Here is a 22,164-nt window from a genome sequence, read left to right as displayed (position 1 = left end):
TCGTGACGGTCGGAGGTACGCGATGAAGCCGGTCCGCTGGGGCATGCTGTCCACCGCGGGCATCGGCAGAGTGGTGGCCGCCGCCCTGGAATCCTCGCCGCACGCGGACCTGGTCGCCGTCGGCGGACGAGACGCCGAACGCGCTCGGCGCTACGCCGACGACATCGGAGCGGCGATCAGCTTCGGCTCGTACGACGAACTGCTCGCCTGCGACGACATCGACGCCGTGTACGTCCCGTTGCCCGTCTCCATGCACACCGACTGGACGATCAAGGCCCTCGAGTCCGGCAAACGCGTGCTCTGCGAGAAGCCGTTCGCCCTCGACGCCGCCGACGCCACGCGCTGCTTCGACGCCGCCGAAGCAGCCGGGCGGCTGTGCGTCGAGGGCCTGATGTACCGGCACCACCCGCAGACCCAGCTCGTCCGCGAGCTCGTCGCCGACGGCGCGATCGGCCGCCCGGCCCATGTCCGCGCCGCCCTGACGGTCTCCGTCCCGCCCGGCGACATCCGGCGCACCACCGCCCTCGGTGGCGGCGCCTCGCTGGACCTCGGCTGCTACTGCGTCAGCGCCATCCGGCTGCTGGCCGGGCATCCCGAGCGCGTGCATGCCGCGCGCGTACTCGACCCGGCCCAGGGCGCGGAGGACGCGGACCTGCGGCTGGCCGCGACGCTGGACATGCCGGACGACGTACTGGCCCAGTTCGATGTCGCACTGGACTTCCCCAGACGCGACGAACTGGAGGTCATCGGCACCGAGGGGAAGATCACCGTCCCGGATCCGTGGCTGTGCCGCCGCGGATACGTCGAACTGGAGCGTGAGGGCGGCACACACCGTCTGCCTGTCGACCCGGACGGCGCCTTCGGACTGACCTTCGCCGACGATCCGGACAACGCCGATGCCTACCGGATCGAGTTCGAGGCCGCGACGCACGCCATCGCCCACGGCACGACCCCCGCGTTCGGCCGCGCCGACGCGATCGACCAGGCCGCCGTGGTGGACGCGATCCGCCGGGCCGCCGCCCTCGGCCGCCCCGTCGAACCGCCGCCCTCCGTCGCCGCCGACCGTCCGAATCTGCCGTAGACGCCTGTACGCCCTGGAGGAACCCCGCCATGACCGCACCCCTGCGCGTCGGCATCGTCGGATGCGGCAACGTCGCGCTGAACTTCCACGTACCCGCCTACCTGGCGGAGCCGGACCGCTTCGCCGTCACCGCCCTCGCCGATCCCACGCCTGAACGGCTCGAACTCGGCCGCACGATCACTGGTCTGTCGCCCGAGCAGGTCCACGGCGACGCGCTCGCGCTCCTCGCCCGCGACGACGTCGATGTCGTCGACGTGTGCACCCCGCAGCACCTGCACCGTGCCCTAGTCGTCGCCGCGGCGGCCGCGGGCAAGCACATCCTGTGCGAGAAGCCGCTGGCCGCCACTCCCGCCGCTGCCGCGGCCATGGTCGCGGCAGCGGAGCGGGCCCAGGTCGTGCTCGGCGTCGTACACAACTACCTCTTCTTCCCCGAGATCGTCGCCGCCCGCGAACTGATCGACGAGGGCGCGATCGGAGAGGTGCGCACCGTCACCGTCGACATGCTCGGTGTCGTGGACTCGCCCGGCGCCGCCGGCTACCGCCCGCAGTGGCGCCACGACCCCGCCGCGGCCGGAGGCGGTGTGCTGATGGACATGCTCCACGGGGTCTATCTCGCGGAACACCTCCTCGACGAACCCGTCCAGCGCGTATCGGCCTACGTCGACGCCGCGACGCCCGGTGACGCGGTCGAGGGGCTGGCCCTGTGCCGCCTCGAAACCGCCCGCCGCGCCGCGCTGGTCAACATCGGCTGGGGATTCGGCTCCGGAGGCATCCGGATCAACGGCGGCAAGGGGCGCATCGTGCTGCGCTACCGCGACGAGGGCACCATCCCCTGGGCCCCCTTCGAGGCACTGAGCCTCACGACCGAAGCCGGCACCGAGAACCTCGGTCTCCCCGCGGGACGGGAACTCGTGCCCCTGGTCGCGGAGGCGTTGCGGGCCACCGTCGCCGACTTCGCCGAAGCCGTCACCACCGGGCGGCCGCCCGCCGCCCCGGGACGCGCCGCCCTGCACACGCTGGAGGCCACCGTCGCCGCCTACACCTCCGCCGCCCTCGGCGAGAACGTCGACATCCCGCTGCCCGTCGACGGGCCCGTGCACCGCCGCGGCGTGACCGGGCTCGCCGAACTCGACGTCCCCGCCACATCGGGCGTCCGCACCCGCGGCCTGTTCGGACTGACCCCCCATGGGAGCTGACCGCATGGAACTGTGCCTCTACACCGACTCGGTGCCCGACCTCACCCTCGACGAAGCCCTCGACCTCACCGCCCGCATAGGCGGCACCGCCGTCGAGATCGCCGCCGGCGGGCAGTCCAGCGCCCCTCACATGGACGTCTTCACCCTCGTCGACGACGCCGGACAGCGCCGGCAGTTCGCCGACGCGATCGCCTCCCGGGGTCTGCGCATGGGAGCGGTGAACTGCTCGGCCTGGCCGATGCACCCCCGGGCCGGCGCACGCCATGTCGAGATCATGGAAGCCGCGGTACGGCTCGCCGAACAACTCGGCGTCAACAAGATCGTCACGATGACCGGCAACCCCGGCGAATCCGCCGACGCCCGGCTCACCAACTGGATCTTCTACCCCTGGCCACCGGAGAACACCGGACTGCTCCACCGCCAGTGGGACGAGACGATCGCCTTCTGGCAGAAGTTCGCTCCGTTCGCCGCCGACCACGGCATCGAGCGGATCGCCCTCGAACTGCACCCGCTGCACATGGTCTACAACGTGCCCACACTCCTGCGGCTCCGCGAGGCGGTCGGCCCGGTCATCGGCGCCAACGTCGACCCCAGTCACATGTTCTGGCAGCGCATGGACCCGGCCGCGGTCGTCCGCGCGCTCGGACCGGCGGTCCACCACGTCCACCTCAAGGACGTCGAACACCGGGCCGAGCAGCTGAGCCTGGCCGGGGTGCTCGACAACCGCCCCTTCACCGACCCCGCCGAGCGGGCCTGGACCTTCCGCACCGTCGGCCACGGACACGGCACCGAGTTCTGGGCCCCCTTCATCGACGCGCTGGCCGAGGCCGGCTACGACGACGTCGTCAGCATCGAGAACGAAGACCCCGTCCAGGACGCCGTCGAAGGCGTCACCGACGCCGCCCGGTTCATCGGACAGTTCCTGTGGCGGGCAGTGCGTTTCGCTGTCACAGGCACAATGGACGCATGCAACAGATCATGCGGGCGAGTTGGACTGACGCGTGAGTGACCACCCGGCCCGGCAGATGTGGCCGCTGTACGCCGCCGGGTTCACCACCGCCTTCGGCGCGCACGGCATCGCCGCCAGCCTCGGCAGCGACCCCGAGGGCGCGGTCAGCTCCCTCATGGTGCTCGGCGGACTGCTCGCCCTCTACGACGGCGCCGAAGTGCTCCTCAAGCCGCTCTTCGGCACCCTCGCCGACCGCATCGGCGCCCGCCCCGTGCTGCTCGGCGGGCTCGCCGCCTTCGCCGTCGCGTCCGCGGTGTATGTCGTCGCGGACAGCCCCGGCTGGCTGTGGGCCGCCCGGCTCGGGCAGGGAGCCGCGGCCTCCGCCTTCTCGCCGTCCGCCTCCGCACTGGTCGCCCGGCTCAACCCGGCGGCGAGACACGGGCGGGCCTTCGGCAGCTACGGCTTCTACAAATCCCTTGGCTACACCGCGGGTCCGCTGCTCGGCGGCGTCCTGGTGTGGGCCGGGGGCCTGAGGCTGCTGTTCGCCGTCCTCGCGGTGCTCGGCGCGGCCGTCGCCGTCTGGGCCGTACTCGTCGTTCCCGTCGTGCCCCCGCTGCCCAAGGCCCGGCAGACGGTGCTGGACCTGGCCCGGCGGCTGGCCGACCCGGTCTTCCTCGCCCCGACGGCCGCCCTCGCGGCGGCGACCGCGGCCCTGTCGGTCGGGGTCGGTTTCCTGCCGGTCTCCGGCCGCACCGCCGGACTGGGCACGGTCGCGACCGGGGCGGCGGTGTCGTTGCTCGCCGGCTGTGCCGCTGTCGTCCAGCCGAGGGCCGGACGCGCGCTGGACGACGGACGCCTCACCACTCGGACCGGCCTGGCCGCGGGACTGTCGGTCACCGCCGCGGGCCTGGCCTGCGCGATGCTGCCGGGCCTGACCGGCATCCTCGTCGCGGCCGCCCTCATCGGCGTCGGTACGGGCCTGATCACCCCGCTCGGCTTCGCCGCGCTGGCCGCGAGCACTCCCACGGAGCGACTGGGCCAGACCATGGGCGCCGCCGAACTCGGCCGCGAACTCGGCGACGCGGGCGGTCCCCTCCTCGTCGCCGCCGTCGCCTCACTCGCCACGCTCACCTACGGCTTCGCCGCGCTCGCGGCTCTGATCGGGACGGGCGCGGTGCTCGCGATCGTGCACCGTCGCTCGGAGCCGGCGGTGCCCCGGCCCGAGACGGGACGGTGAAGGGACGCATGTGCCGCGTCAGTGCTCGGCTCTCAGGAGTGTTCGGTCGCTGTCACGAGCCCTGATTCGTAGGCGCTGATGACCAGTTGCGCGCGGTCGCGCGCCCGCAGCTTGCTCAGTAGCCGACCGATGTGCGTCTTGACGGTGCCATGGCTGAGGCGCAGGTACTCGGCGATGTCGGTATTGGACAGGCCGCGGGCGACGAGGAGCAGAACCTCTCGCTCGCGGTCGGTGAGGTCCTCCAGCGAGGAGCCGGGCGCCGGGTGCGCACGGGGAAGACGAGCGAACTCGGAGATCAGGCGCCGGGTCACCGAGGGCGCGAGGAGGGACTCTCCGGCGGCGACCGTGCGGATGCCGGCCAGCAGGACCTCGGGCGAGGTGTCCTTGAGGAGGAACCCCGCTGCTCCGGCCCGTAGCGCGCCGTACACGTACTCGTCGAGGTCGAAGGTGGTGAGGATGAGGATGTGTGTATCGGCCGTCTCGGGAGATCGGGCTATGTGCCGTGTCGCCTCGATCCCGTCCATGCCGGGCATCCTGATGTCCATGAGCACCACGTCCGGGTGCAGCCGCTGCGCGCCCTCCACGGCTTCGGCGCCGGTACCGGCCTCACCCACCGCGGTCAGCCCGGGGGCGGTGTCGATGAGCACCCGGAAGCTGCCTCGGAGCAGGGGTTGGTCGTCGGCGACGAGTACCCGGATCGGTTCGGTCACGCGGTCGTCTCCCTTCGGCCCGGTGCGGTGCCATGCGCGGGTTCGGCAGGGAGACGGGCCGACACGGCGAACCCGCCGCCGGGCCGTGGGCCGGCCTGGAGCGTCCCCCCGTACATCATCGCGCGTTCCCGCATCCCCACGAGTCCGTGACCGCCCCCGAGACCCGCCCGGTCGGGCACGGCCACGTTCCCCGCGCCGTCGTCCACCACCTCGACGTGCACCTCTCCACGCGAGTCCCCGGCGATGGTGATCTCGCACCGCGTTCCGCCGCCGGCGTGCTTGACCACGTTGGTCAGAGCCTCCTGGACGATCCGGTAGACGGTCAGTGCCGTTCCCGCGGGGAGGTCCGTCGTCAGCCGGGTCCGGAGTCCGGTACGGACGCCCGCCTGCTCGGCGCGCTGGACGAGAGAAGCCAGGTCGTCCAGTCCGGGAGGGGGTGCCGTCTCCGCCGAGCCGACACCCTGGGTGTGCTGTCCGGCGGTGTCGCCGCGCAGTATGCCCAGGGCACGCCGCATCTCGGTGAGCGCCTCCCGGCCGGTCCGCTCGATCGCCTGGATGGCGTCGCGCGTCTCCTCGGGACGTTCCTCGGCCACATGGTTGGCGACCGCCGCCTTGACGACGATGACGCTGAGGCTGTGCGAGACGATGTCGTGCAACTCCCGTGCGATGCGCAGACGTTCCTCGGCCAGTGCCTCCTCGGCCAGCCGCCGGTCCCGCCGGGCCGTTCGCGCCCGCCGCTCACGAACGGCACGGCCCGCGGCCCATGCGGCGGCGGTCACCAGCCAGACGAGCGCCGCGGTCCCGGCGGCTTCCGGCCACGGGCCGGACGGGGTCCAGACCGCCTCACCGATGACGACCGCGGCTGCCGAGACGACCAGGGTCAGCGCCAGCGCCGCGGCGGCCCGGCGGGTCGGTGAGAGGAGCGCCACCGCGTAGAGGGCCAGGGCGGGGGAGACGTAGGGGTCGCGGGTGATGTCGAGAAGCGTCGCCGCTGCCGCGGCGCCCAGAACCACCGCGAGGGCAGGCAGGGGCCACAGCCGACGGACAGCCAGCGGCGCTCCCACACACAGGGCCACCAGCCAGCCCACCCACGCCGGGCCGGAGAACCGGGGCAGACCGTCGGACGCGCTCTGCCCGGCCAGCGCCTCGTACGCGGCCGTCAAGACGCCCGCCACACAGGCGTCGAGTACCAGCAGATGCGGCCCTGTTCGCGGGCGCCACCGCACTGTGCGCATCGCACGACGATACCGACGAGTACTCATCCGGCCTGCCCGAAAAGGAACATCGCGGTGCCCACCACGCCCACCAGCACAAGCCTGCCGACCATCACGGTCGGCCGTGCGACCGGGCCGGTACGCCATGCGTTCACGCCCAGCGGAACGAGCGCCACGCACAGCCCCGCGGCAGCAGCGACCGACCATGCGGTCGTCCCTTTCAGCACGCCCAGCGGCATCGCCGACACCAGAGCGAGGGCCGCCGCACGCAGCGGTCCGAGCTCTTGGGAACGGTAGGCGCCGATCGCCAGCAGGATCCAGCCGCCCATGATGGCGGCGTTCAGTGCGCTGAAGACATGGAATGCGCCGTAGGTTTCGCCCACCGTTCGTGTCGCCGCCGCCGCACCCCGGGCGGTCACCAACTGGAAGTCCGCGTGGTCCACGCCGGCGTGGAACGCCCGGGCGAACAGCCCGAGGACCGTGAGGACGCCGCCCCACACGCCCAGTTCCCCGACGGACGCACCGATCCGGGTGGCGAGGAGCGCGATGCCCGGCCAGAGCAGTACCCAGCCTGCGGAAAACAGGCTGTAGGAGGCTGTCATGAGGTCGGGATGATGCTCGTACGCCCTCAGTTGCGCGGGAAAGAAGAAGTCGAAGCGCACACGCAGCAGCACGCCGGCGAGCACCAGCAGGGGCCCGACGACGAGGGACGCGCCGCCCACCCAGCGTCCCGGGAAGGCAGCGTGCGGGGCAGCCAGTGATGGAGTAGTGACGGTCATGGGGCAACGATGCCGCCGCCGCACACACCGCGTCGTCGGACCACGGACCACACTTCCAGGTCGGACCGTGGTCGTACCGCCTGTCTCTGGTCTGCCTCTGGTCCGACCCGACGATCAGACGCCGGGACCCACGGCCCTGCCGGATTCACTTCCTCTCCGCCGCGCTGGTGCTGCTGCGCTCCAACTCCTCGCGGAGCCGGGCGAGTGCCCGGTGCAGGGTGCTCTTGACCGTCCCGACCGACATGCGGAGGGCCGCGGCGGTCTCCTGCGTGGACATCTGCTCCCAGTGCCGCAGCACGACGACGTTGCGCTGTCTGGGCGGGAGCACCTTCATGATGTCCATCAGCAGGGCGCGGTCGGCATGCCGTTCGGTGGAGTCTTCGACCGACGTGTCGGGCAGCAGCTCGGTGGGCACCGCCTTCAGCTTGCTGCATCGCCACCACTCCGTTCGCGTGTTGATCATCACGCGGCGTAAGTAGGCGTCGGCGAGTTGCTTGTTCGCGATGCCGTCCCAGTGACAGTAGGTCCGTGCGAGCGCGGTCTGTAGCAGGTCCTGGGCGTCGAGTGGATCGTCGACGAGGCGCCGGGCAGAGCGCAGCAGACTGGCGTGGCGTGTACGTACGTAGTCCTCGAAGTCCAGCGCCTGGTCATGGGCTTTGAGCGGATGCATGGGTCGGCTTCCTTTCCGAGGTGGCTGTCCGCGGTGTCCGACTTCGACTCTTCAGGCTGGGGGATTGAATGGGCAGCTGGTCCGGCCACCCGGATCAATGGCTCCTTCGCAGGTCACGCGCACAGCGGGGCGTCGGCCAAAGGCCTCAGAGGCTGGCCGGGCGGACCAGTCCCGTTCGCTTGACCCCGCTCAGGATGGGCGTGACCTCCATGGTGGAGATGTGCGTGAGGGCACCGACGGTGTCGCTCAGGAAGTGGTAGAGCGCGTCGAGGCCGGCCGCGGCGACGGCCACCAGGAGGTTGGCGGGGCCGGTGGTGGCGGAGGCGAAGCGGACCTGTGGGTGGCGGCTGAGCTGATGGCCCGTCTCCTCCAGGCGGCCGGGTGCGACGGTGATCCACAGGAGTGCCTCGGTGCGGACGCCCAGCCGGGCGAGGTCGACTTCGGTCGCGAGTCTGAGGACCTGGCCGCCCACCAGTGCCTCCAGCCGGTGGCGGGCGGTGAGCGGGGTGGTGTCGGCGCGGCGGGCGAGGTCGGTGTAGGAGGCTCGTCCGTCCTCGATCAGCGCGGTGATGAGCTGGTGGTCGAGGGGCAGGAGGGCGGAGCGGGTGGGTGCGGCGGGTACGTCCGGTCGCAGACTGGTCAGCTCGGCCTCCGACAGCAGGCCGCCGCTCCAGTCGAAGGCGGCGGGGAAGACCCGCAGGAGGACATGAGAGGTCCACGACTGGACCGCGGGTGTCGCGGGAAGATCCCGCAGCAGCAGCGTGTTGCGTGCGTCCGGCCCTTCCAGGAACAGGATGGTGCAGATTTCGTCGCCACCGCCGAGAACGTCCACCCAGATGGTGTCGGGGCGGCGGGCCAGGGTGGCGGCGATCGCGCTGATCCGGTTGGGCCGGCACCGGATGCGCAGGGCCAGCGGAATCAGATCGGGGAACCACACGGGGTTGCGCACGGCTGTGGCGCGCAGTGTTCCGTCGTGGAACAGCGGCGCCGCACGACGCACCACGGTGCGCTCCGAGATGCCCAGGACCCGGCCGACCGTACGCCACGAAGCGCGCGGGGCGGCCAGCATCGCGGCGGCGATCCGGCTGTCTGTTTCATTCAAGCTATGGCGCATTTTCTCTATATCGCTAGATCGAATAGCCATTATTCGCGTCTACAGTCGCACTTTCTGGCTCAGAATGGCTGGCTCCCGGGGCGCCTCGCGCGTCCGGGCAACGCTGCCCCGCACGCGGCGGCCACCGAGTGACTCTCCGCTCGGCGGCGTCCTCCCCGAAGGCTCCAATTCCGGCGAACCGCCATGACTGGTACGAACTTTGAGGCTATGGTCTCCTCGGATCACGGGTCGCGCCGCGTGCCGCGCACCCGCGCACCCGCGCACCGAGGGGGAGTGCCATGGGGTTTCTCGACCGGCGACTGACCGCGAACCGTACGGCTCCGCTGCGCGTGCCGGTCCAGCTGCCCCTGGACGCGGGGGCCGGGTGGCAGACCCAGGGCAAGGTCGTCACCGGCGCCGTGGTCCGCGACGCCGTGGTCAACGCCCGAGCGGAGCGCGCCGAATCGACGGCACTCCGCGGACAGCAGTCGTCCTTCACCGCCACCTTCTCCACCAAGCCCAGCACACTGTGGGCCGAGCAGAGCAACGGCCATGGCTGGACCCTGACACTGGGCGTGCTGCGGGCGGACGGCCTGCGCGCGGTGGACTGGACCGTCTCCGTGCAGGTCGTGCGGTCGCCCGAGGGCGCCGTGGCCGAGATCGACACGACGGAGGCGCTCACCTCCGAGGGCGCGCTGGTGAACGGCAAGATCCACGACCGGGTCCGCGACAGACTCGCGACACGCTTCGACGGCACGGCGCAAGACGGCTGGGACGCCGAGGACCGGATCAGCCGGCACAGCCTGAGCCCGGCGGCGCATCTGCTGGCCCATCCGGTCAGGGGCCACCTCTCGGCAGCCTTCGACGCGGTCACCACGGCGCCGCCGGCCGAAGTCCTGGCCGGCCTGGAGCGCATCGCGCTGCCCGTGGCCAAGGCTCCGCCGGGCGCACCGCCGGCGGCCCGCCACTGGCACCTCGGACTGCCCGGCTCTCCGGCAGGACGCGGGTACGCCGAGGTGCACGACGAGGGCGACCGGCGCCGGGTGCGCGGCGGTGCCCAGGTGCCCCGCACCCGGGACGAGGTCGGCGACGCCGTCGCCGCGCTCGCGGCCGACGTCCTCTTCGACCGCGTACGGGACCTCCTCCTCCGACTGGACCCGGCGGCGCGATGGACCGGTCCCGCGCAGCCCTTCACCTCGGCTTCGGAGGGATGACCGGTGGAAGCGTGGCGCGCTCCGGAGTCCCTGCTGGCACCGTTGATCGTGGGCTGTTCCGCCCATCGCATGGACCTGGAGTGGATCGCCGACGCATTCGACACCGCCTGCCGCTGCCTCCCGGACGTCGAGGCCCACCTGACCCAGGGCAACTTCAAGGGCAAGCGCAGCGCCGCGGTCCTGACCGCGCTCATGGTGACGTCGCCGGGCGGTGACGCCGCCTGCCTCCGGCGTGTCCGGTGGGCGCTGTGCGCCGAGGGAGAGGACCTCGCGCAGTCGGGCCGGCGCTGGTGGTGGGAGGTCGCGCTCATGGCGCTGCCGCACGGCGCGGTCCAGCCGGCGATCCCGGCGGACCGCGTGCCGGCCCTGTGCGAGGTGACCCGGTTCAGCCTGTACGAGGGGAAGGTGCGCGGCGCGCAGCAGTTGGCCCTCCTGCGTCATCTGTGGACCGGCACACTCCGGTCACGCGACCCGGAACTGATCGTGCTCGGAGGGCAGGACCGCTGGGATCCCGGCTGGTGGCCCACCGCGACGGCGGCTTTCAGCTCGTCCTCGCGGCACTGACCCACCGGCGGCCCCGCCCGGCAGCCGTGTCCCGTGACGCGAGGAGAGACACGCAGTGATCATCAACGGGCCGGTGGCCGTCGCCCTGATCGTCCTGGGGCTCGGCATCTGGGTGTTCGAGACCGTGCGGAAGGTGCAGGGCATCGCCGATCGACGCCGGCGGCACAGGCCCGCCTCACCGCCCGGACCGGAAACGGCGGCGCCGGCCGACTCCGCCGCGGAGCCCATGACCCCGCTGCCCTACGCCCTCAAGGCGCCGCAAACGGGCAGCGCACCACCCGGTTCCGGCACCGGCAACGACACCGCCGACGCCATCATGCTCATGGAGCGCTACGAACGCACGGGTGACCGCGACTGCCTGCGCGATGGAACGGAGTTGTTCCGTCGGGCTCTGGCCACCGCACCGGACGACGGCATCACCACGGCCGAACGCATGACCAACCTCGCCACGGCCCTTCGACAGCGTTTCCAGGCATTCGGCACGCCGCATGACGTGGACGAGTCGGTCGCGCTGGCCCGGCAGGCCCTCGACCGCCGATCGGACGGCAGCCAGGGCGCGCACTACGCCCTGCGCTGCCTGGCCGCGTCACTGCACGTCCGTTTCCGGGCCATGGGGGACCCGGCCGACCTCGAGGAGGCGACCGCCTGCGGTCTGCGGGCGCTGGACGACATGCCTCCGCACGATCCCGACCGTCCCGCTCTGCTCGCCGAAGCAGCCGACACGCTGCGGCAAAGGCACGCGGCGACCGGGAGCCTCGAGGACCTCGACGCCGCGGTACGAATGGCCCACGAGGCGGTCGAACTGGCCGCCGAGCACACCGGCCCCGACGCCGACGCCGTACGGCTCCAGTCGGACCACAACCTCGCCGTCGTCCTCGGCAGCCGAGTGGAGTCGGCCGGATCCGACCAGGACCGGCAGGCCGAGGACGAGGCAACGGCGATCGACCTGTTCGAGCGGGTCCTGCGGCAGATGGCCCCCGGCGACGTCCGCCGCCCGTCTGTGACGCTCAACCTGGTGACACTGCTGGGGCAACGCTACGAGCGGACCGGCGACCGGGACACCGCGGATCGTGCTGCCGCGCTGGTGGCGGACGTGCCAGAGGCACCTCCCCTGCACGAGGACGCCACGCGCCGGCACCATGTCGCCACGGCCATCGGCTTCCGCCGTTTCGGCGAGCGCGGTGAGCTCGCCGACATCGACGCCGCGGTCGACCACGCCCGAGCCGCAGTGGCCGACTCCGGTGGCGACGACCCGATCGCGTTGATCAACCTCTCCGTGACCCTGCTGACCCGATTCGACAGCCACGCTTCCGAGTCAGATCTGGACAACGGGGTGGAGGTCGCCTGGCAGGCCGTCGCGGCAGCCGCCCGCAGGGGCACGGACACGGGCAGCGCGCTGCACCACCTCGGGGTGGCGCTCTGGACGCGGCACGAGCACCGTCACACCCTGAGCGACATCGAAGCGGCCGTCGACACACTCCGCAGAGCCGCACCCCTGCTGCGGGAAGCCCCGGCCCGACACCGCTCCGTCACCAACCATCTCGCCGTCGCCCTGCTGGCCCGGTACACGCGCCGGCGTGATCCCGCCGACCTCGACGAGGCCACCGCCCATCTGGTCGCTCTGCTCGGCCGCGTCGAGGAGGGCGACCCCGAGCGCCCCGCCTACCTGAGCAACCTGGCCAGGATCGCCCACACCCACGCCGTACTGCACCGGCAGGCCGGACGGACGACGGAGGCGCTCCTCGGCCTGGACGCGGCGGTGGACCACACCCAGGAGGCGATCGACAGCCTGCCCACCGATCACCCGCAGCACGCCTGGTGTCGCGGCAATATCGCCTCCTACCTCATGGAGCGACACGAGATCACCGGGCGCGCCGACGATCTGGCGGCGGCCGAAGCGCACTTGGAGACCGCCCTGCGACGGGTGCCCGCGGGTCACGCGGACCGGTTGCGGTACCAGCTCAGCCTCGCGAGTGTGCTGTCCCGGCGTCCGCCACACGTAGAAGCAGAAGAGGGCACCACGGCCGAACAGTCGGCCACGACGCGTGCGTGCGCGCTGCTCGCCGAGGTCGCGGCCACGGCCGTCGCACCGTCCATGTACCGCCTGTGGGCGGCCCGGCAGCTCGGTTTCGTCCACGCCCGGCTCGGCGACTGGCCCGCCGCGCACGAGGCATACGCTCACGCCGTCGAGCTGATCCCCACCGTGGCCTGGCACGGTCTGGAGTACGCCGACCGGGAGCAACTGCTCGCCGAGGCGGCCACCCTGGCCAGTGACGCCGCCGCCGCGGCCCTGACGGCGGGCGCGGGCGCGGAACGCGCGCTGGAACTCCTGGAGCAGGGCCGGGGCGTGCTGCTGCACCAGGCCCTGGACACCCGCACCGACCGGACGGCTCTGCACGCCGTCGCCCCGGACCTGGAACGGCGGATGGCGGAGATCCGCGACGCCTTGGACAGCGCCGCGGCGGACCGGCACGGTGAGTACGCCGCCGGGGCCCGGCTCGGCCCCGCCCAGGCCCGAGCCCTCGACGAGCGGTACCGCCAGGAACTGGCGGCGGAGTGGGACGCGTTGGCGGAGGAGGCACGTCGGCGGGGACTGCCCGACTTCCTGCGGCCCCTGCCCTACGCAAGGCTCCGCGCGGCCGCGTCACAGGGCCCCGTGGTCGTGGTCAACGTCAGCAGGCACCGTTGCGATGCGTTGCTCATGACCGCGGACGGACTCGAGGTGCTGCCGCTGCCCCGAGTGTCGTTGCAGGCTCTGGTGCACCGGATGACCCAACTGGCCTGGGTGCTGGGGGACCAGGACGATGACGGTGCGCAGGACGGCCCCGACGCAGTGCGGCCGGACGGCGACGACAACCCGCCCGAGGATCTGCGGGACCTGCTGGTCGAGCAGTTGCGCTGGCTCTGGGACGAGATCGCCCTCCCCGTGCTCGACCGACTCGGCATCGGCGCTCCGGCGGACGATGCGGATGCCCTGCCACGCCTGTGGTGGTGCCCGACCGGTCCACTGGCGTTCCTGCCCCTGCACGCGGCCGGCCGCCGCCCGGCGCCCACCGCCCAGGGAGCGCCCGAAGCCCTCATGGACCGTGCCGTCAGCTCCTACACACCGACCTTGCGCTTCCTCCTGGACGCCCGTGCCCGTGGCCGCACCGCCGGCACCGGGCCGCTCACGCTGACCGCCGTCGCCCTGCCGGACACCCCCGGCCTCGCCCCCCTGCCGATGGCCGAACGGGAGATTCGCGCGGTCACCGCGTCGTTCCCCGACGCGCACGTGCTCATCGGCCCCGACGCGACCCGGGACGCGCTGCGCTCGCACCTCGCCGACCGGCCGTTCTTCCACTTCGCCGGGCACGGCACACAGGACGTCCTCGCGCCCGGCAGCGGCGCGCTGTACTGCCACGATCACGAGCGGACCGGACCGCTGACCGTCGCCGACATCGCCGGGCTGCACCTGCCCGGAGCTCAACTGGCCTTCCTGTCCGCCTGCGACACGGCCCGGGGCACAGCGCGCGTCGCCGACGAATCCGTACATCTGAGCGGGGCTTTGAACATCGCCGGATTCCGCCATGTGGTCGCCGCCCAGTGGCCGATCAGGGACGCCCGGGCCGTACGGATCGCCGCTGACTTCTACCGCCTGCTCGCGCCCGCCGGGGCTGCCGCGTCGGTGGCCGACCGCTCGGGGCTCGCGCTCCACCGTGCCGTGCGCGACCTGCGGGACCGCCGCCCCGACGCGCCCGAGCTCTGGGCACCCTACGTACACAGCGGCCCCTGAGCCGTCCCGTGAGGGAGCATGGTTCGGACGGGACCGTCATGTGGCGTCGGCGGAGAGCGTCTTCATGGTGACGTAGCTGGTCACCGCGGCCACGCCGGGCAGGCCGGCCAGCCGGTCGGGTCAGGGGCGCCGCCACCACCTAGATCCGCGGCACCGTCACCCTGTGACCGGCCCGCTGCCCGGCCTCCGGCAGACGCCGGCCGTAGTACGTCATCACCAGATGCTGAGCGCCCAGTGTGACACCGAGACCGAGCCACAGGGCGTCGCCGTTGAACGGCTCGCCGAACGCCACTTCCGCGATCGCGCCGAGCCCCAGTTTGACGACGACGGTGGCCAGCCACAGCACCAGTGTCACCCGACCGCCCTTGCGGTACAGCCGCCCTTCCGTGTCCCGCCACATCGGCATGGTGCGACCGCGCAGGACCCCGGCGACCACCGACACGACCAGCCCTACGACCAAGAACGCGACTCCTGCGGAAGTCGTACGGCTCGGTCCTGGTGGAAGACAGCCACGCACGAGCAGGAGAGCGACCCACAGATACGCCACCGGCCGCACCGGCCGCGCGGAGAACTGGCTCACCATGACAACGACGGTGATGCCGACGATTAACAGCAGACTATGTGTCATGGGGATGCAGACCTTTCGGCCAGGCAGGTGGCGAGCGCGGAAGGCAATGCGCCACGGAACGCGGTGTCATGCGTCGGGTCGGCGGGATCGTGCCCGAGCCTAATGCCGGCCTCGTCGGACCAGGCGGACAGACGCAAGTACCGCTCGTCGGCGAGCGTCTCGAACAGTACCCGGGTCATGCCGTCCGCGTACGGTACGTCCTGATCGGCACGTATCCCTTCGCGACCCGGCGCCACACTGCCCCCCTGATTGGCAACGCTGACAGTAGCCTATTGGCGCAGAGGCCTGACGTGATCCGCCAACTCATGCTGGAAATGGGCGCATTGGGTGAGGTTCTCCTCTTCACGCCGGACCCTCCGCCGCTCGACGGCATCGGCGGCGGTCAGCGAGCCAATGGTGTCGAGGGGACTAGGGAAACGGAACAGCCACACCAGTCGACCGACGACCTCCTCGCCCGGCTAGACGCGGCCGAGCGCCTGCCGGGCGCCAGTGAACTGCGGTCCCTGTCCTACGATCTGCTCGGCGTCAGCCCGGCCGTCGGTGTGGACCTTCGTATCGCGGGGCGTACGAACTGCCGCTGGCGGGCGCATCGATGAACGGCCACCGGGCCGACAAAGTGGTCCATGAACTGGCCTAGCCGGAGCGGGCGTTGGCCGAGGCCCGCAGGGTTCTCACGCCCGGGGAACGGATCGTGCTCGTCGGCCAGGACTGGGACAGCAGCGCGCACTAGCCGAGGCCGACCGTAGCTTCCTCGCCCTGCCGATGTTCATGGCAGCGGTCACCGCAAGGCGCGGGTGGTCGCGCGGGCGGCCTGTTCGATGACGTCGGCGACGAGGTGAGGGTGGGAGACGGCGACGGAGTGGGAGGCGGCGACCTCGGTGGTGCGGGCGTGGGCGCGCTTGGCCATGTAGCGCTGCACGGCGGCCGGAATGTTGAGGTCGCGGGTCGTGACGATGTCCCAGGTGGGCTTGGTCTTCCAGGCGGCGGTGGTGGCTTTCTCCTCCAGGGCGGACTGCGCGATGGGGCGCTGTCCGGCGGCCATGAGGGTGGCCTGGTCGGCGGGGACGTCGGCGGCGAACTGGTGGCGGAACTTGTCCTGCTGGATGTACAGGTCGGTGGCGGTCGAACCGTCGGCTTGCTGGTAGGTGACCGGGTCGAGGGCGTCCGGGAGGGTGGAGCCGGGGTACTTGTTGGTGAGCTCCACGGCGCTCTCGCCCGGGGCGGGCAGGAAGGCGGCCACGTAGACGAGTGCCTTGACCTGCGGGTCGTCGGTGGCGGCCTCGCTGATGACGTTGCCGCCGTAGGAGTGGCCGACGAGGATCTTGGGGCCCTTGACATGGTCGAGGACCGTGCGAAGGGCGGCGGCGTCGGAGGCGGGTCCGCGCAACGGGTTCGCGGCGGCGACGACCGGGTAGCCGTCGGCGCGCAGGTCGGCGACGACACCGTTCCAGCTGGAGCCGTCGGCGAAGGCGCCGTGCTCCAGGACGATGGTCGGCTTGGCGTGTCTGCCGGCTGCGGCGGCCTCGCTCGCGCCGTTGGCGGTGCCGCCGAGGGCGAACGCGCCGAGTGCGAGACCCGCTGTGAGTGTGGAAACCACACCTGTCACCAGCCGCTTGCGGCCACCCTTGATGCTCACCACGACAAACTCCTTTCAGGTATTTCGGCAATGGGACAGGCCGGCCTCGCCGGCATGGGATTTCCAGGTGCCCGGGGCTCAGAGGTGGTCGGCGTCGACGACGGCCTGCGCGAAGGTGGCGGGTGCTTCCTGCGGCAGGTTGTGGCCGATGTCCGCGATGGTGCGGTGCTCGTAGGGGCCGGTGAAGTGATTGCGGTAGACGGAGCCGTCACCGGCGGGGGTGAAGGGGTCTAGCGCCGGGTCGAGGGTGATGGTGGGGACGGCGATGGGAGGCTGGGCGGCGAGTTGCTTCTCGTAGCGGTCGTAGCGGCGTTCCCCGTCGACGAGGCCGATACGCCAGCGGTAGTTGTAGACGACCACGGCGGCGTAGTCGGGGTTCTCGAAGGCCTGGGCGGTGCGCTGGAAGGTGGCGTCGTCGAAGTTCCAGTTGGGGGAGACGAGGGTCCACACGTATCGGCACAGGGCGATGCGTTCGTCATGGTTCTGCATGGCCTTCTTGCCGCGTTCGGTGGCGAAGTACCACTGGTACCACCAGTTGTGCTCGACGGCGGGGGCCGCGGGTTGCAGCTGCGCCTTGCGGTCGGTTATCAGGTAACCGCTGGTGGAGACGACGGCCTTGACCCGCTCAGGCCACAGGGCGGCGATGATGTCGGCGGTGCGTGAGCCCCAGTCGAAGCCGGCGAGGACGGCCTTGTGGATGTCCAGGGCGTCCATCAGAGCGATGACGTCGAGGGCGATGGCGGACTGTTCGGCGCTGCGGGGAGTGTTGCGGGACAGGAAGTGGGTGCTGCCATGTCCGCGGAGGTAGGGAACGATGACGCGGTAGCCCAGGTCGGCGAGGAGTGGGGTGACGTCGACGAAGCTGTGGATGTCGTAGGGCCAGCCGTGCAGGCAGATGACGACCGGCCCGTGGGCGGGCCCGGCCTCGGCGTAACCGATGTCGAGGACGCCCGCCTTGACCTGCTTGAGCGTGCGGAAGCCCGTGTGGGTGCCGGGTGTGACGGCGGGCACGGTGGGAGCGGGTGTGCGGCCCGGTGTGTGCGCGGCGGTCGCGGCGGACGCGTTGGCCCGCGGGCCGGACAGCGAGAGCGTTGCCGCGCCGGTGCCCAGGCCGACGGCCCTGCTGAAGGTACGCCTGTTGATCACGTGAATCCCTCCGTCGTGTGTTTCCGGTGACCGGCCCGCGCCCGGGAAACCTTGCGCTCGGATCGTCGGTACGAGACCACCTCGACTCTTGGCTCGATGAGCCTCGCACCAAGAAGGATCACCTGTCAAACAGGTGACGAAGGGTTGCTTGTTCCGTATGGACCCCTGGGTGGCGCGGAGCGCAAGACCATCACTGTCCGACTCCGCCGCAGGAAACATGGAGCGCACCCCGATGTTCAGTCACCGTCTTGACCGGTGACGCATCGAAGGGCATGCTGATGTTCGTCCGTCCCGGGGGCAAGCGGGACGCGATCCACGATCGACGAAGTGGAGAATGGTCATGAGCAAGGAACTCGCCATGGATGTCGCCGCGGCAGTGCGGCGCGCGCGATACGGCAGGCTTCCCGAGCGCATCCGTTTCGAGGAGATGACCGAAGAGGTTGAGGCAGTACCGAGCGGCGTCGTGATTACGTCGTACGACCCCGAAGGCTCTTGGAAGTACTACTCCTGCCTGGCCCTCGACGTGGGGCTGTAGGTATCCCACGGGGCGCGACGATCCTCCGACGGCCTGCTCGAGACCAGCCTCGCCCTCCCCGAGGAGCTCGGCGGTGCCGGCACCGCGACCAACCCCGAGCAGCTCCTGGCCGCCGGCTGGGCCGCCTGCTTCCTCGGCGCTCTCCGGCGCGCGGCCACCTCCCGCAAGATCAGGCTCACCAGCACCACCATCACCGCGTTCTCCCTCTCCGCGGTCCTCACTCCCGTCCTCGGAGGCGTGGACCAGGCCACCGCCGAGGAACTCGCGTACGCCGCCCACCAGATCTGCCCGTATTCCAAGGCCATGCGCGACAACATCCCCGTCGCCATCGACGCTGCCGCGGCCTGACCGCCCCGGAGTCGACACAACACTGCCCAGCGGAGAGAGACAGGCGACCTTCAACTGACGTGAGGCCCGGCGGCCTTACTTCACGAGGGTGTACATGACGGAGCGCTGCTGCTTGTGGCGCCGGATGCGTCCCTTGGCGACCAGGGATTCGAGGGTGTTCCGCACCACCTGAGGTGTCGGGTTGCGGTCCGGATGTGTCTCCATGAGCTCGTCCCGCAGGTCTTTCGCCAGGCGCGGTTCGTCGTGCTTGCTGAGCAGGCCGGCCAGGAGGTCACCGAGCAGGGGCTGGCGCGACTTCCCCTTCGCGTCGGCCTTCGCCTGGTTGCCCGCCGGGGCGGTCCTGGTCGATGTCGAGCGCCGTGAAGCGGTTCGGTCGGCAGCGCGCTCCGCCTTCGCGACGACGGGCTCTTCCTGTGCCTGCTCGGGCAGATGTGACGTGTCCGCGAAACCCTCGTACCGCTCGGCGAGGCTCAGGATGTCCGTCAGGAGGGCCTCCTCCTGCTTCAACACCTCCATCCGCTGCGTCAGTTCCTGCTGTCGCCTGCGGTTCTCCTCCAGGTCCGACGCGGCTTGCTCCACGTACCGCGCTCGGAGCGTGGCGGCTGGTTGGCTGGTCACAACCGTTCACTCCCTCGATATGGGTGATGTCGCGCATGGTACCCACGCCGAGGGGCCCGTGCAGCCAATGTACGTGTGCAAGGCCTGGGTCAACACGTATGTGGCATTGGCGGGACGGGGGAGTCAGGAAATCCCTGGGCAGGGGATCAGTGTGCGGCCGTGGCGGGTGTGGTCTTCTTGCGGGCGCGGTAGGCGGCCGCCTTGATCTTGTTGCCGCAGGACTCCATGCCGCACCACTGCCGCCGGAAGCCCCGGGAACGGTCGATGTAGACCCGCGTGCACTCCGGGTTGCCGCACTCCTTCAGCAGGGGGACGTCGGGGCCGCTGAGCAGTTCGACGGCCTGCCGGGCGACGGTCGCCAGGGCTTGCTCGGGGGTCGCGTCGGTGTGTCGCCCGGCCATGGTGAGCTGCGGCGTCACGGGGGTCTTGCGCGCGGCGGCGTTGACCACGGCGAGCGCCTCCCGGTCGAACTCCTCGCCGAGGCGGCGGTCCGTGATGAGCCGGTAGACGGCCTCGCGCACGGTTGTCGCCGCCCGGACGTCGTCCTCCTCGCCGGGCGTGATCGTGTCCACGAGTCCGGATTCCAGGTACCAGGCGTTCAGCCGCTCCGGTGTCACGAACATTTCGAACCGCGTCGAGCGCCGGGCTCGGAGGGTGGCCGCGAAGTCGAGGGCCGGGTGCCCGCATACGAAGACATGGTCGAGGTTCACATCACCATTTTGACAGGTGACTGTCGCTCGGTGCAAGGAGCGTCACCGTTCCAAACGGTATTCCGTGGGGAGGTGTGATAAGGAGCGTGCGACGATCCGTCTTTCGTCACCGCTTTAACCGGTGATAGAGTCGCGATCGTTCTTCGGTGAGGCCGAGGCTGCCTCGGGTCGTACGCCGAGGCCGTGGACACACACATACGTGTGCCGCAATCCGCTGTGGACCCCTCGACCCACCCCACCCCACCCCACTTGTCCTGCTCGTAAGTCGGGCACATGTGTCGCCGCGGACTGACGGCGACGCACACCTAGTTCTTGGATGGGAAAGCGATGAAACGACTTCTGACCGCCCTCGCGGCCGGTGTGCCGCTGGCCGCGGTGGTGTACCTGCCGACCGCGTCGGCGGCGCCCGGGAACAGCTCCGCCTCCGCGTCCGTCGACTGCTCGGCGTTCTCGGTGAAGGCCCCGGCCGGCACCGAGGTGGAGTCCGTGACAGCGGTTCGCCAGGCGGGCGGCACCGTCCACGGGACCGGGATCCTGGGCGGCACGGTCACCGGCGTCCCGGCCTACTGCGAGTTGACGGTCACGCTCACCCACCCGGGCGACGGCGACCACGCCAAGGTGCGGACCTGGCTGCCGGTGAACGGCTGGAACGGCCGCTTCGAGGCACTCGGAGGCGCCGCCTACGCGGCCGGGGACAACGGTGTCGGACTGGCCACCGCGGTCAAGAACGGCTACGCCGCCGCCACCACCGACGCGGGCGTCGGTGACGTCCTCGACACCGGCTGGGCACTGAACGGCAAGGGGCAGGTCAACACCGCCCTGCTGAAGAACTTCGCCGACCGCTCCCAGCACGAGCTGGCGCTCATCGGCAAGCAGGCCGTCGACGAGGCCTACGGCAAGGCTGCCTCGTACTCCTACTGGAACGGCTGCTCCACCGGCGGACGGCAGGGCTACATGGAGGCCCAACGCCACCCCGCCGACTTCGACGGCATCCTCGCCGGCGCGCCCGCGATCAACTGGGACGAGTTCGAGGTCGCCACCCTGTGGCCGCAAGTGGTTATGAACAACGAGAAGACCTACCCGTCCCCCTGCGAGTTCAAGGCCTTCACCGACGCCGCCGTCAAGGCCTGCGACTCGCACGACGGCGTCGCGGACGGTCTGGTCGAAGACCCGGCGCGGTGCGACTTCGACCCCCGCCGCCTGATCGGAACCAAGGTGGTGTGCGACGGCAGGGAGCTGACCGTCACGGCCGCCGACGCGGCCGTCGTGCGCAAGATCTGGGACGGTCCGCGGACCACGTCGGGCAAGAAGCTGTGGCCCGGCGTGCCGGTCGGAGCCGACCTGTCGGGTCTGGCCGGCACCACTCCGCCCGACGTGAACGGCAACGTCAAGGGGGCGCCGTTCGGTGTGCCCGCCACCTGGGTCGCGACGTGGCTGGAGAAGCGGCCCGACTTCGACGTCTCGACGATCACCTACCGCCGATTCACGCAGTTGTTCAAGCAGTCCGAGGCCGAGTACGACAAGGTCATCGGCACGGACGCCCCCGACCTATCCGCCTTCCGCAAGACCGGTGGCAAGCTCCTGACCTGGCACGGCCAGGCCGACCAGTACATCCCCGCCCAGGGCACCGTGGAGTACCGCAGGCAGGTCGAGCGGGAGATGGGCGGCTCCAAGCGGGTCGACGACTTCTACCGCCTCTTCCTCGCCCCCGGCACCGCCCACTGCGGCCTCAACGGCACCGACGGCTCGACCGACGGCCTCGCCGCCCTGACCGCCTGGGTCGAGCACGGCAAGGCTCCCAGGACCCTGTCCGCCACCCTGGTCAACGCCTCCGGGCAGAACGCCGCCCGGGGCCTGTGCCGTTACCCCCAGGTGTCCCGCTACAAGGGCCACGGCGACCCGGCTGCCGCCTCCAGCTTCCGGTGCGTCTTTCCGCCCCGGCACTGACCGGACGGCGAAGGGCCGACAGCTCGCGCTGCCGGCCCTTTCCGGTTCGAGTGGCGCCGTATCCGCGCCCGCGAAGTCCGTCGTCGCGAGACGGATACTTGGCCTTCAGGGGTTCCG

Annotated in this window: 21 protein-coding genes and 1 pseudogene; 11 read left to right on the top strand and 11 right to left on the bottom strand. The window is 71.1% G+C overall.

Annotation, left to right across the window (positions count from 1 at the left end; all coding sequences use genetic code 11):
- Positions 1-22 precede the first annotated feature (22 nt).
- The 4 genes from ABZ915_RS23690 to ABZ915_RS23675 are packed head-to-tail and all read left to right on the top strand — an operon-like array spanning position 23 to position 4,463.
- Positions 23-1,081 carry a Gfo/Idh/MocA family oxidoreductase gene (locus ABZ915_RS23690; protein ID WP_361806472.1) on the top strand — a complete coding sequence of 353 codons (1,059 nt, stop codon included), beginning with the start codon at positions 23-25 and terminating at the stop codon, positions 1,079-1,081.
- A gap of 29 nt (positions 1,082-1,110) precedes the next feature.
- Positions 1,111-2,277, top strand: a complete 1,167-nt coding sequence (locus ABZ915_RS23685) for a Gfo/Idh/MocA family oxidoreductase (protein ID WP_361806469.1) — start codon at positions 1,111-1,113, stop codon at positions 2,275-2,277.
- Entirely contained in the window at positions 2,267-3,286 is a 1,020-nt protein-coding gene (locus tag ABZ915_RS23680; RefSeq protein ID WP_361806466.1) for a sugar phosphate isomerase/epimerase, read from the top strand. The genes ABZ915_RS23685 and ABZ915_RS23680 overlap by 11 nt, the downstream gene beginning before the upstream one ends.
- Before the next feature lie 16 nt (positions 3,287-3,302).
- Positions 3,303-4,463: an MFS transporter gene (locus ABZ915_RS23675; protein WP_361807374.1), complete on the top strand. Its 1,161-nt coding sequence runs from the start codon at positions 3,303-3,305 to the stop codon at positions 4,461-4,463.
- Between the two features lie 32 nt (positions 4,464-4,495).
- Here the strand turns inward: ABZ915_RS23675 and ABZ915_RS23670 are convergent, their stop codons facing one another.
- The 5 genes from ABZ915_RS23670 to ABZ915_RS23650 form a co-directional block, all read right to left on the bottom strand.
- Complete coding sequence (locus tag ABZ915_RS23670; RefSeq protein WP_361806463.1) at positions 4,496-5,173, bottom strand: response regulator transcription factor; 678 nt, start codon at positions 5,171-5,173, stop codon at positions 4,496-4,498.
- Positions 5,170-6,408: a sensor histidine kinase gene (locus ABZ915_RS23665; protein WP_361806460.1), complete on the bottom strand. Its 1,239-nt coding sequence runs from the start codon at positions 6,406-6,408 to the stop codon at positions 5,170-5,172. Before ABZ915_RS23665 ends, ABZ915_RS23670 begins: the two co-directional genes overlap by 4 nt.
- A gap of 23 nt (positions 6,409-6,431) precedes the next feature.
- Complete coding sequence (locus tag ABZ915_RS23660) at positions 6,432-7,166, bottom strand: hypothetical protein (RefSeq protein WP_361806457.1); 735 nt, start codon at positions 7,164-7,166, stop codon at positions 6,432-6,434.
- Between the two features lie 145 nt (positions 7,167-7,311).
- Positions 7,312-7,836: a SigE family RNA polymerase sigma factor gene (locus ABZ915_RS23655; protein ID WP_361806454.1), complete on the bottom strand. Its 525-nt coding sequence runs from the start codon at positions 7,834-7,836 to the stop codon at positions 7,312-7,314.
- A 145-nt stretch (positions 7,837-7,981) separates the two neighbouring features.
- On the bottom strand, positions 7,982-8,938 hold the full coding sequence (locus ABZ915_RS23650) for an Lrp/AsnC family transcriptional regulator (protein WP_361806451.1): 957 nt from the start codon (positions 8,936-8,938) through the stop codon (positions 7,982-7,984).
- A gap of 290 nt (positions 8,939-9,228) precedes the next feature.
- Between ABZ915_RS23650 and ABZ915_RS23645 the strand changes: the two genes are divergently transcribed.
- Genes ABZ915_RS23645 through ABZ915_RS23635 form a run of 3 tightly spaced genes read left to right on the top strand, consistent with a single transcriptional unit; the run spans position 9,229 to position 14,479 of the window.
- Entirely contained in the window at positions 9,229-10,143 is a 915-nt protein-coding gene (locus ABZ915_RS23645; protein WP_361806448.1) for a hypothetical protein, read from the top strand.
- Between the two features lie 3 nt (positions 10,144-10,146).
- Positions 10,147-10,707, top strand: coding sequence for a hypothetical protein (locus ABZ915_RS23640; protein ID WP_361806445.1), 561 nt, complete (start codon positions 10,147-10,149; stop codon positions 10,705-10,707).
- A 55-nt stretch (positions 10,708-10,762) separates the two neighbouring features.
- Positions 10,763-14,479, top strand: a complete 3,717-nt coding sequence (locus ABZ915_RS23635; RefSeq protein WP_361806442.1) for a CHAT domain-containing protein — start codon at positions 10,763-10,765, stop codon at positions 14,477-14,479.
- A 139-nt stretch (positions 14,480-14,618) separates the two neighbouring features.
- Here ABZ915_RS23635 and ABZ915_RS23630 read toward each other — a convergent pair whose 3' ends face one another.
- Positions 14,619-15,107, bottom strand: coding sequence for a hypothetical protein (locus tag ABZ915_RS23630; protein WP_361806439.1), 489 nt, complete (start codon positions 15,105-15,107; stop codon positions 14,619-14,621).
- Complete coding sequence (locus ABZ915_RS23625; RefSeq protein ID WP_361806436.1) at positions 15,104-15,286, bottom strand: hypothetical protein; 183 nt, start codon at positions 15,284-15,286, stop codon at positions 15,104-15,106. Before ABZ915_RS23625 ends, ABZ915_RS23630 begins: the two co-directional genes overlap by 4 nt.
- Before the next feature lie 111 nt (positions 15,287-15,397).
- Here ABZ915_RS23625 and ABZ915_RS23620 point away from each other — a divergent pair, with 111 nt between their 5' ends.
- Entirely contained in the window at positions 15,398-15,703 is a 306-nt protein-coding gene (locus ABZ915_RS23620; RefSeq protein ID WP_361806433.1) for a hypothetical protein, read from the top strand.
- 182 nt (positions 15,704-15,885) lie between these two features.
- Here the strand turns inward: ABZ915_RS23620 and ABZ915_RS23615 are convergent, their stop codons facing one another.
- A complete protein-coding gene (locus ABZ915_RS23615) occupies positions 15,886-16,746 on the bottom strand; it encodes an alpha/beta hydrolase (protein ID WP_361806430.1) in 861 nt (286 codons plus the stop codon).
- A 75-nt stretch (positions 16,747-16,821) separates the two neighbouring features.
- Positions 16,822-17,889, bottom strand: a complete 1,068-nt coding sequence (locus ABZ915_RS23610; protein ID WP_361806427.1) for an alpha/beta hydrolase — start codon at positions 17,887-17,889, stop codon at positions 16,822-16,824.
- 340 nt (positions 17,890-18,229) lie between these two features.
- Between ABZ915_RS23610 and ABZ915_RS23605 the strand changes: the two genes are divergently transcribed.
- Together ABZ915_RS23605 and ABZ915_RS23600 are read left to right on the top strand one after the other, a co-directional pair.
- Positions 18,230-18,424, top strand: coding sequence for a hypothetical protein (locus tag ABZ915_RS23605; protein ID WP_361806424.1), 195 nt, complete (start codon positions 18,230-18,232; stop codon positions 18,422-18,424).
- An 18-nt stretch (positions 18,425-18,442) separates the two neighbouring features.
- Positions 18,443-18,772 (top strand): annotated as a pseudogene (locus ABZ915_RS23600) (Ohr family peroxiredoxin); the annotation flags it as partial.
- A 75-nt stretch (positions 18,773-18,847) separates the two neighbouring features.
- On the opposite strand, the gene ABZ915_RS23595 reads toward ABZ915_RS23600, so the two are convergent.
- A complete protein-coding gene (locus ABZ915_RS23595) occupies positions 18,848-19,390 on the bottom strand; it encodes a hypothetical protein (RefSeq protein WP_361806421.1) in 543 nt (180 codons plus the stop codon).
- Positions 19,391-19,536: 146 nt separating this feature from the next.
- Entirely contained in the window at positions 19,537-20,100 is a 564-nt protein-coding gene (locus tag ABZ915_RS23590; RefSeq protein WP_361806418.1) for a CGNR zinc finger domain-containing protein, read from the bottom strand.
- Between the two features lie 327 nt (positions 20,101-20,427).
- Between ABZ915_RS23590 and ABZ915_RS23585 the strand changes: the two genes are divergently transcribed.
- Positions 20,428-22,047, top strand: a complete 1,620-nt coding sequence (locus ABZ915_RS23585; RefSeq protein ID WP_361806416.1) for a tannase/feruloyl esterase family alpha/beta hydrolase — start codon at positions 20,428-20,430, stop codon at positions 22,045-22,047.
- Positions 22,048-22,164: the final 117 nt, after the last annotated feature.

Source organism: Streptomyces sp. NPDC046915 (assembly GCF_040644935.1).
In the GTDB taxonomy this organism is placed as follows: Bacteria; Actinomycetota; Actinomycetes; order Streptomycetales; family Streptomycetaceae; genus Streptomyces.
This window is presented reverse-complemented; position numbering and strand designations above follow the sequence as displayed.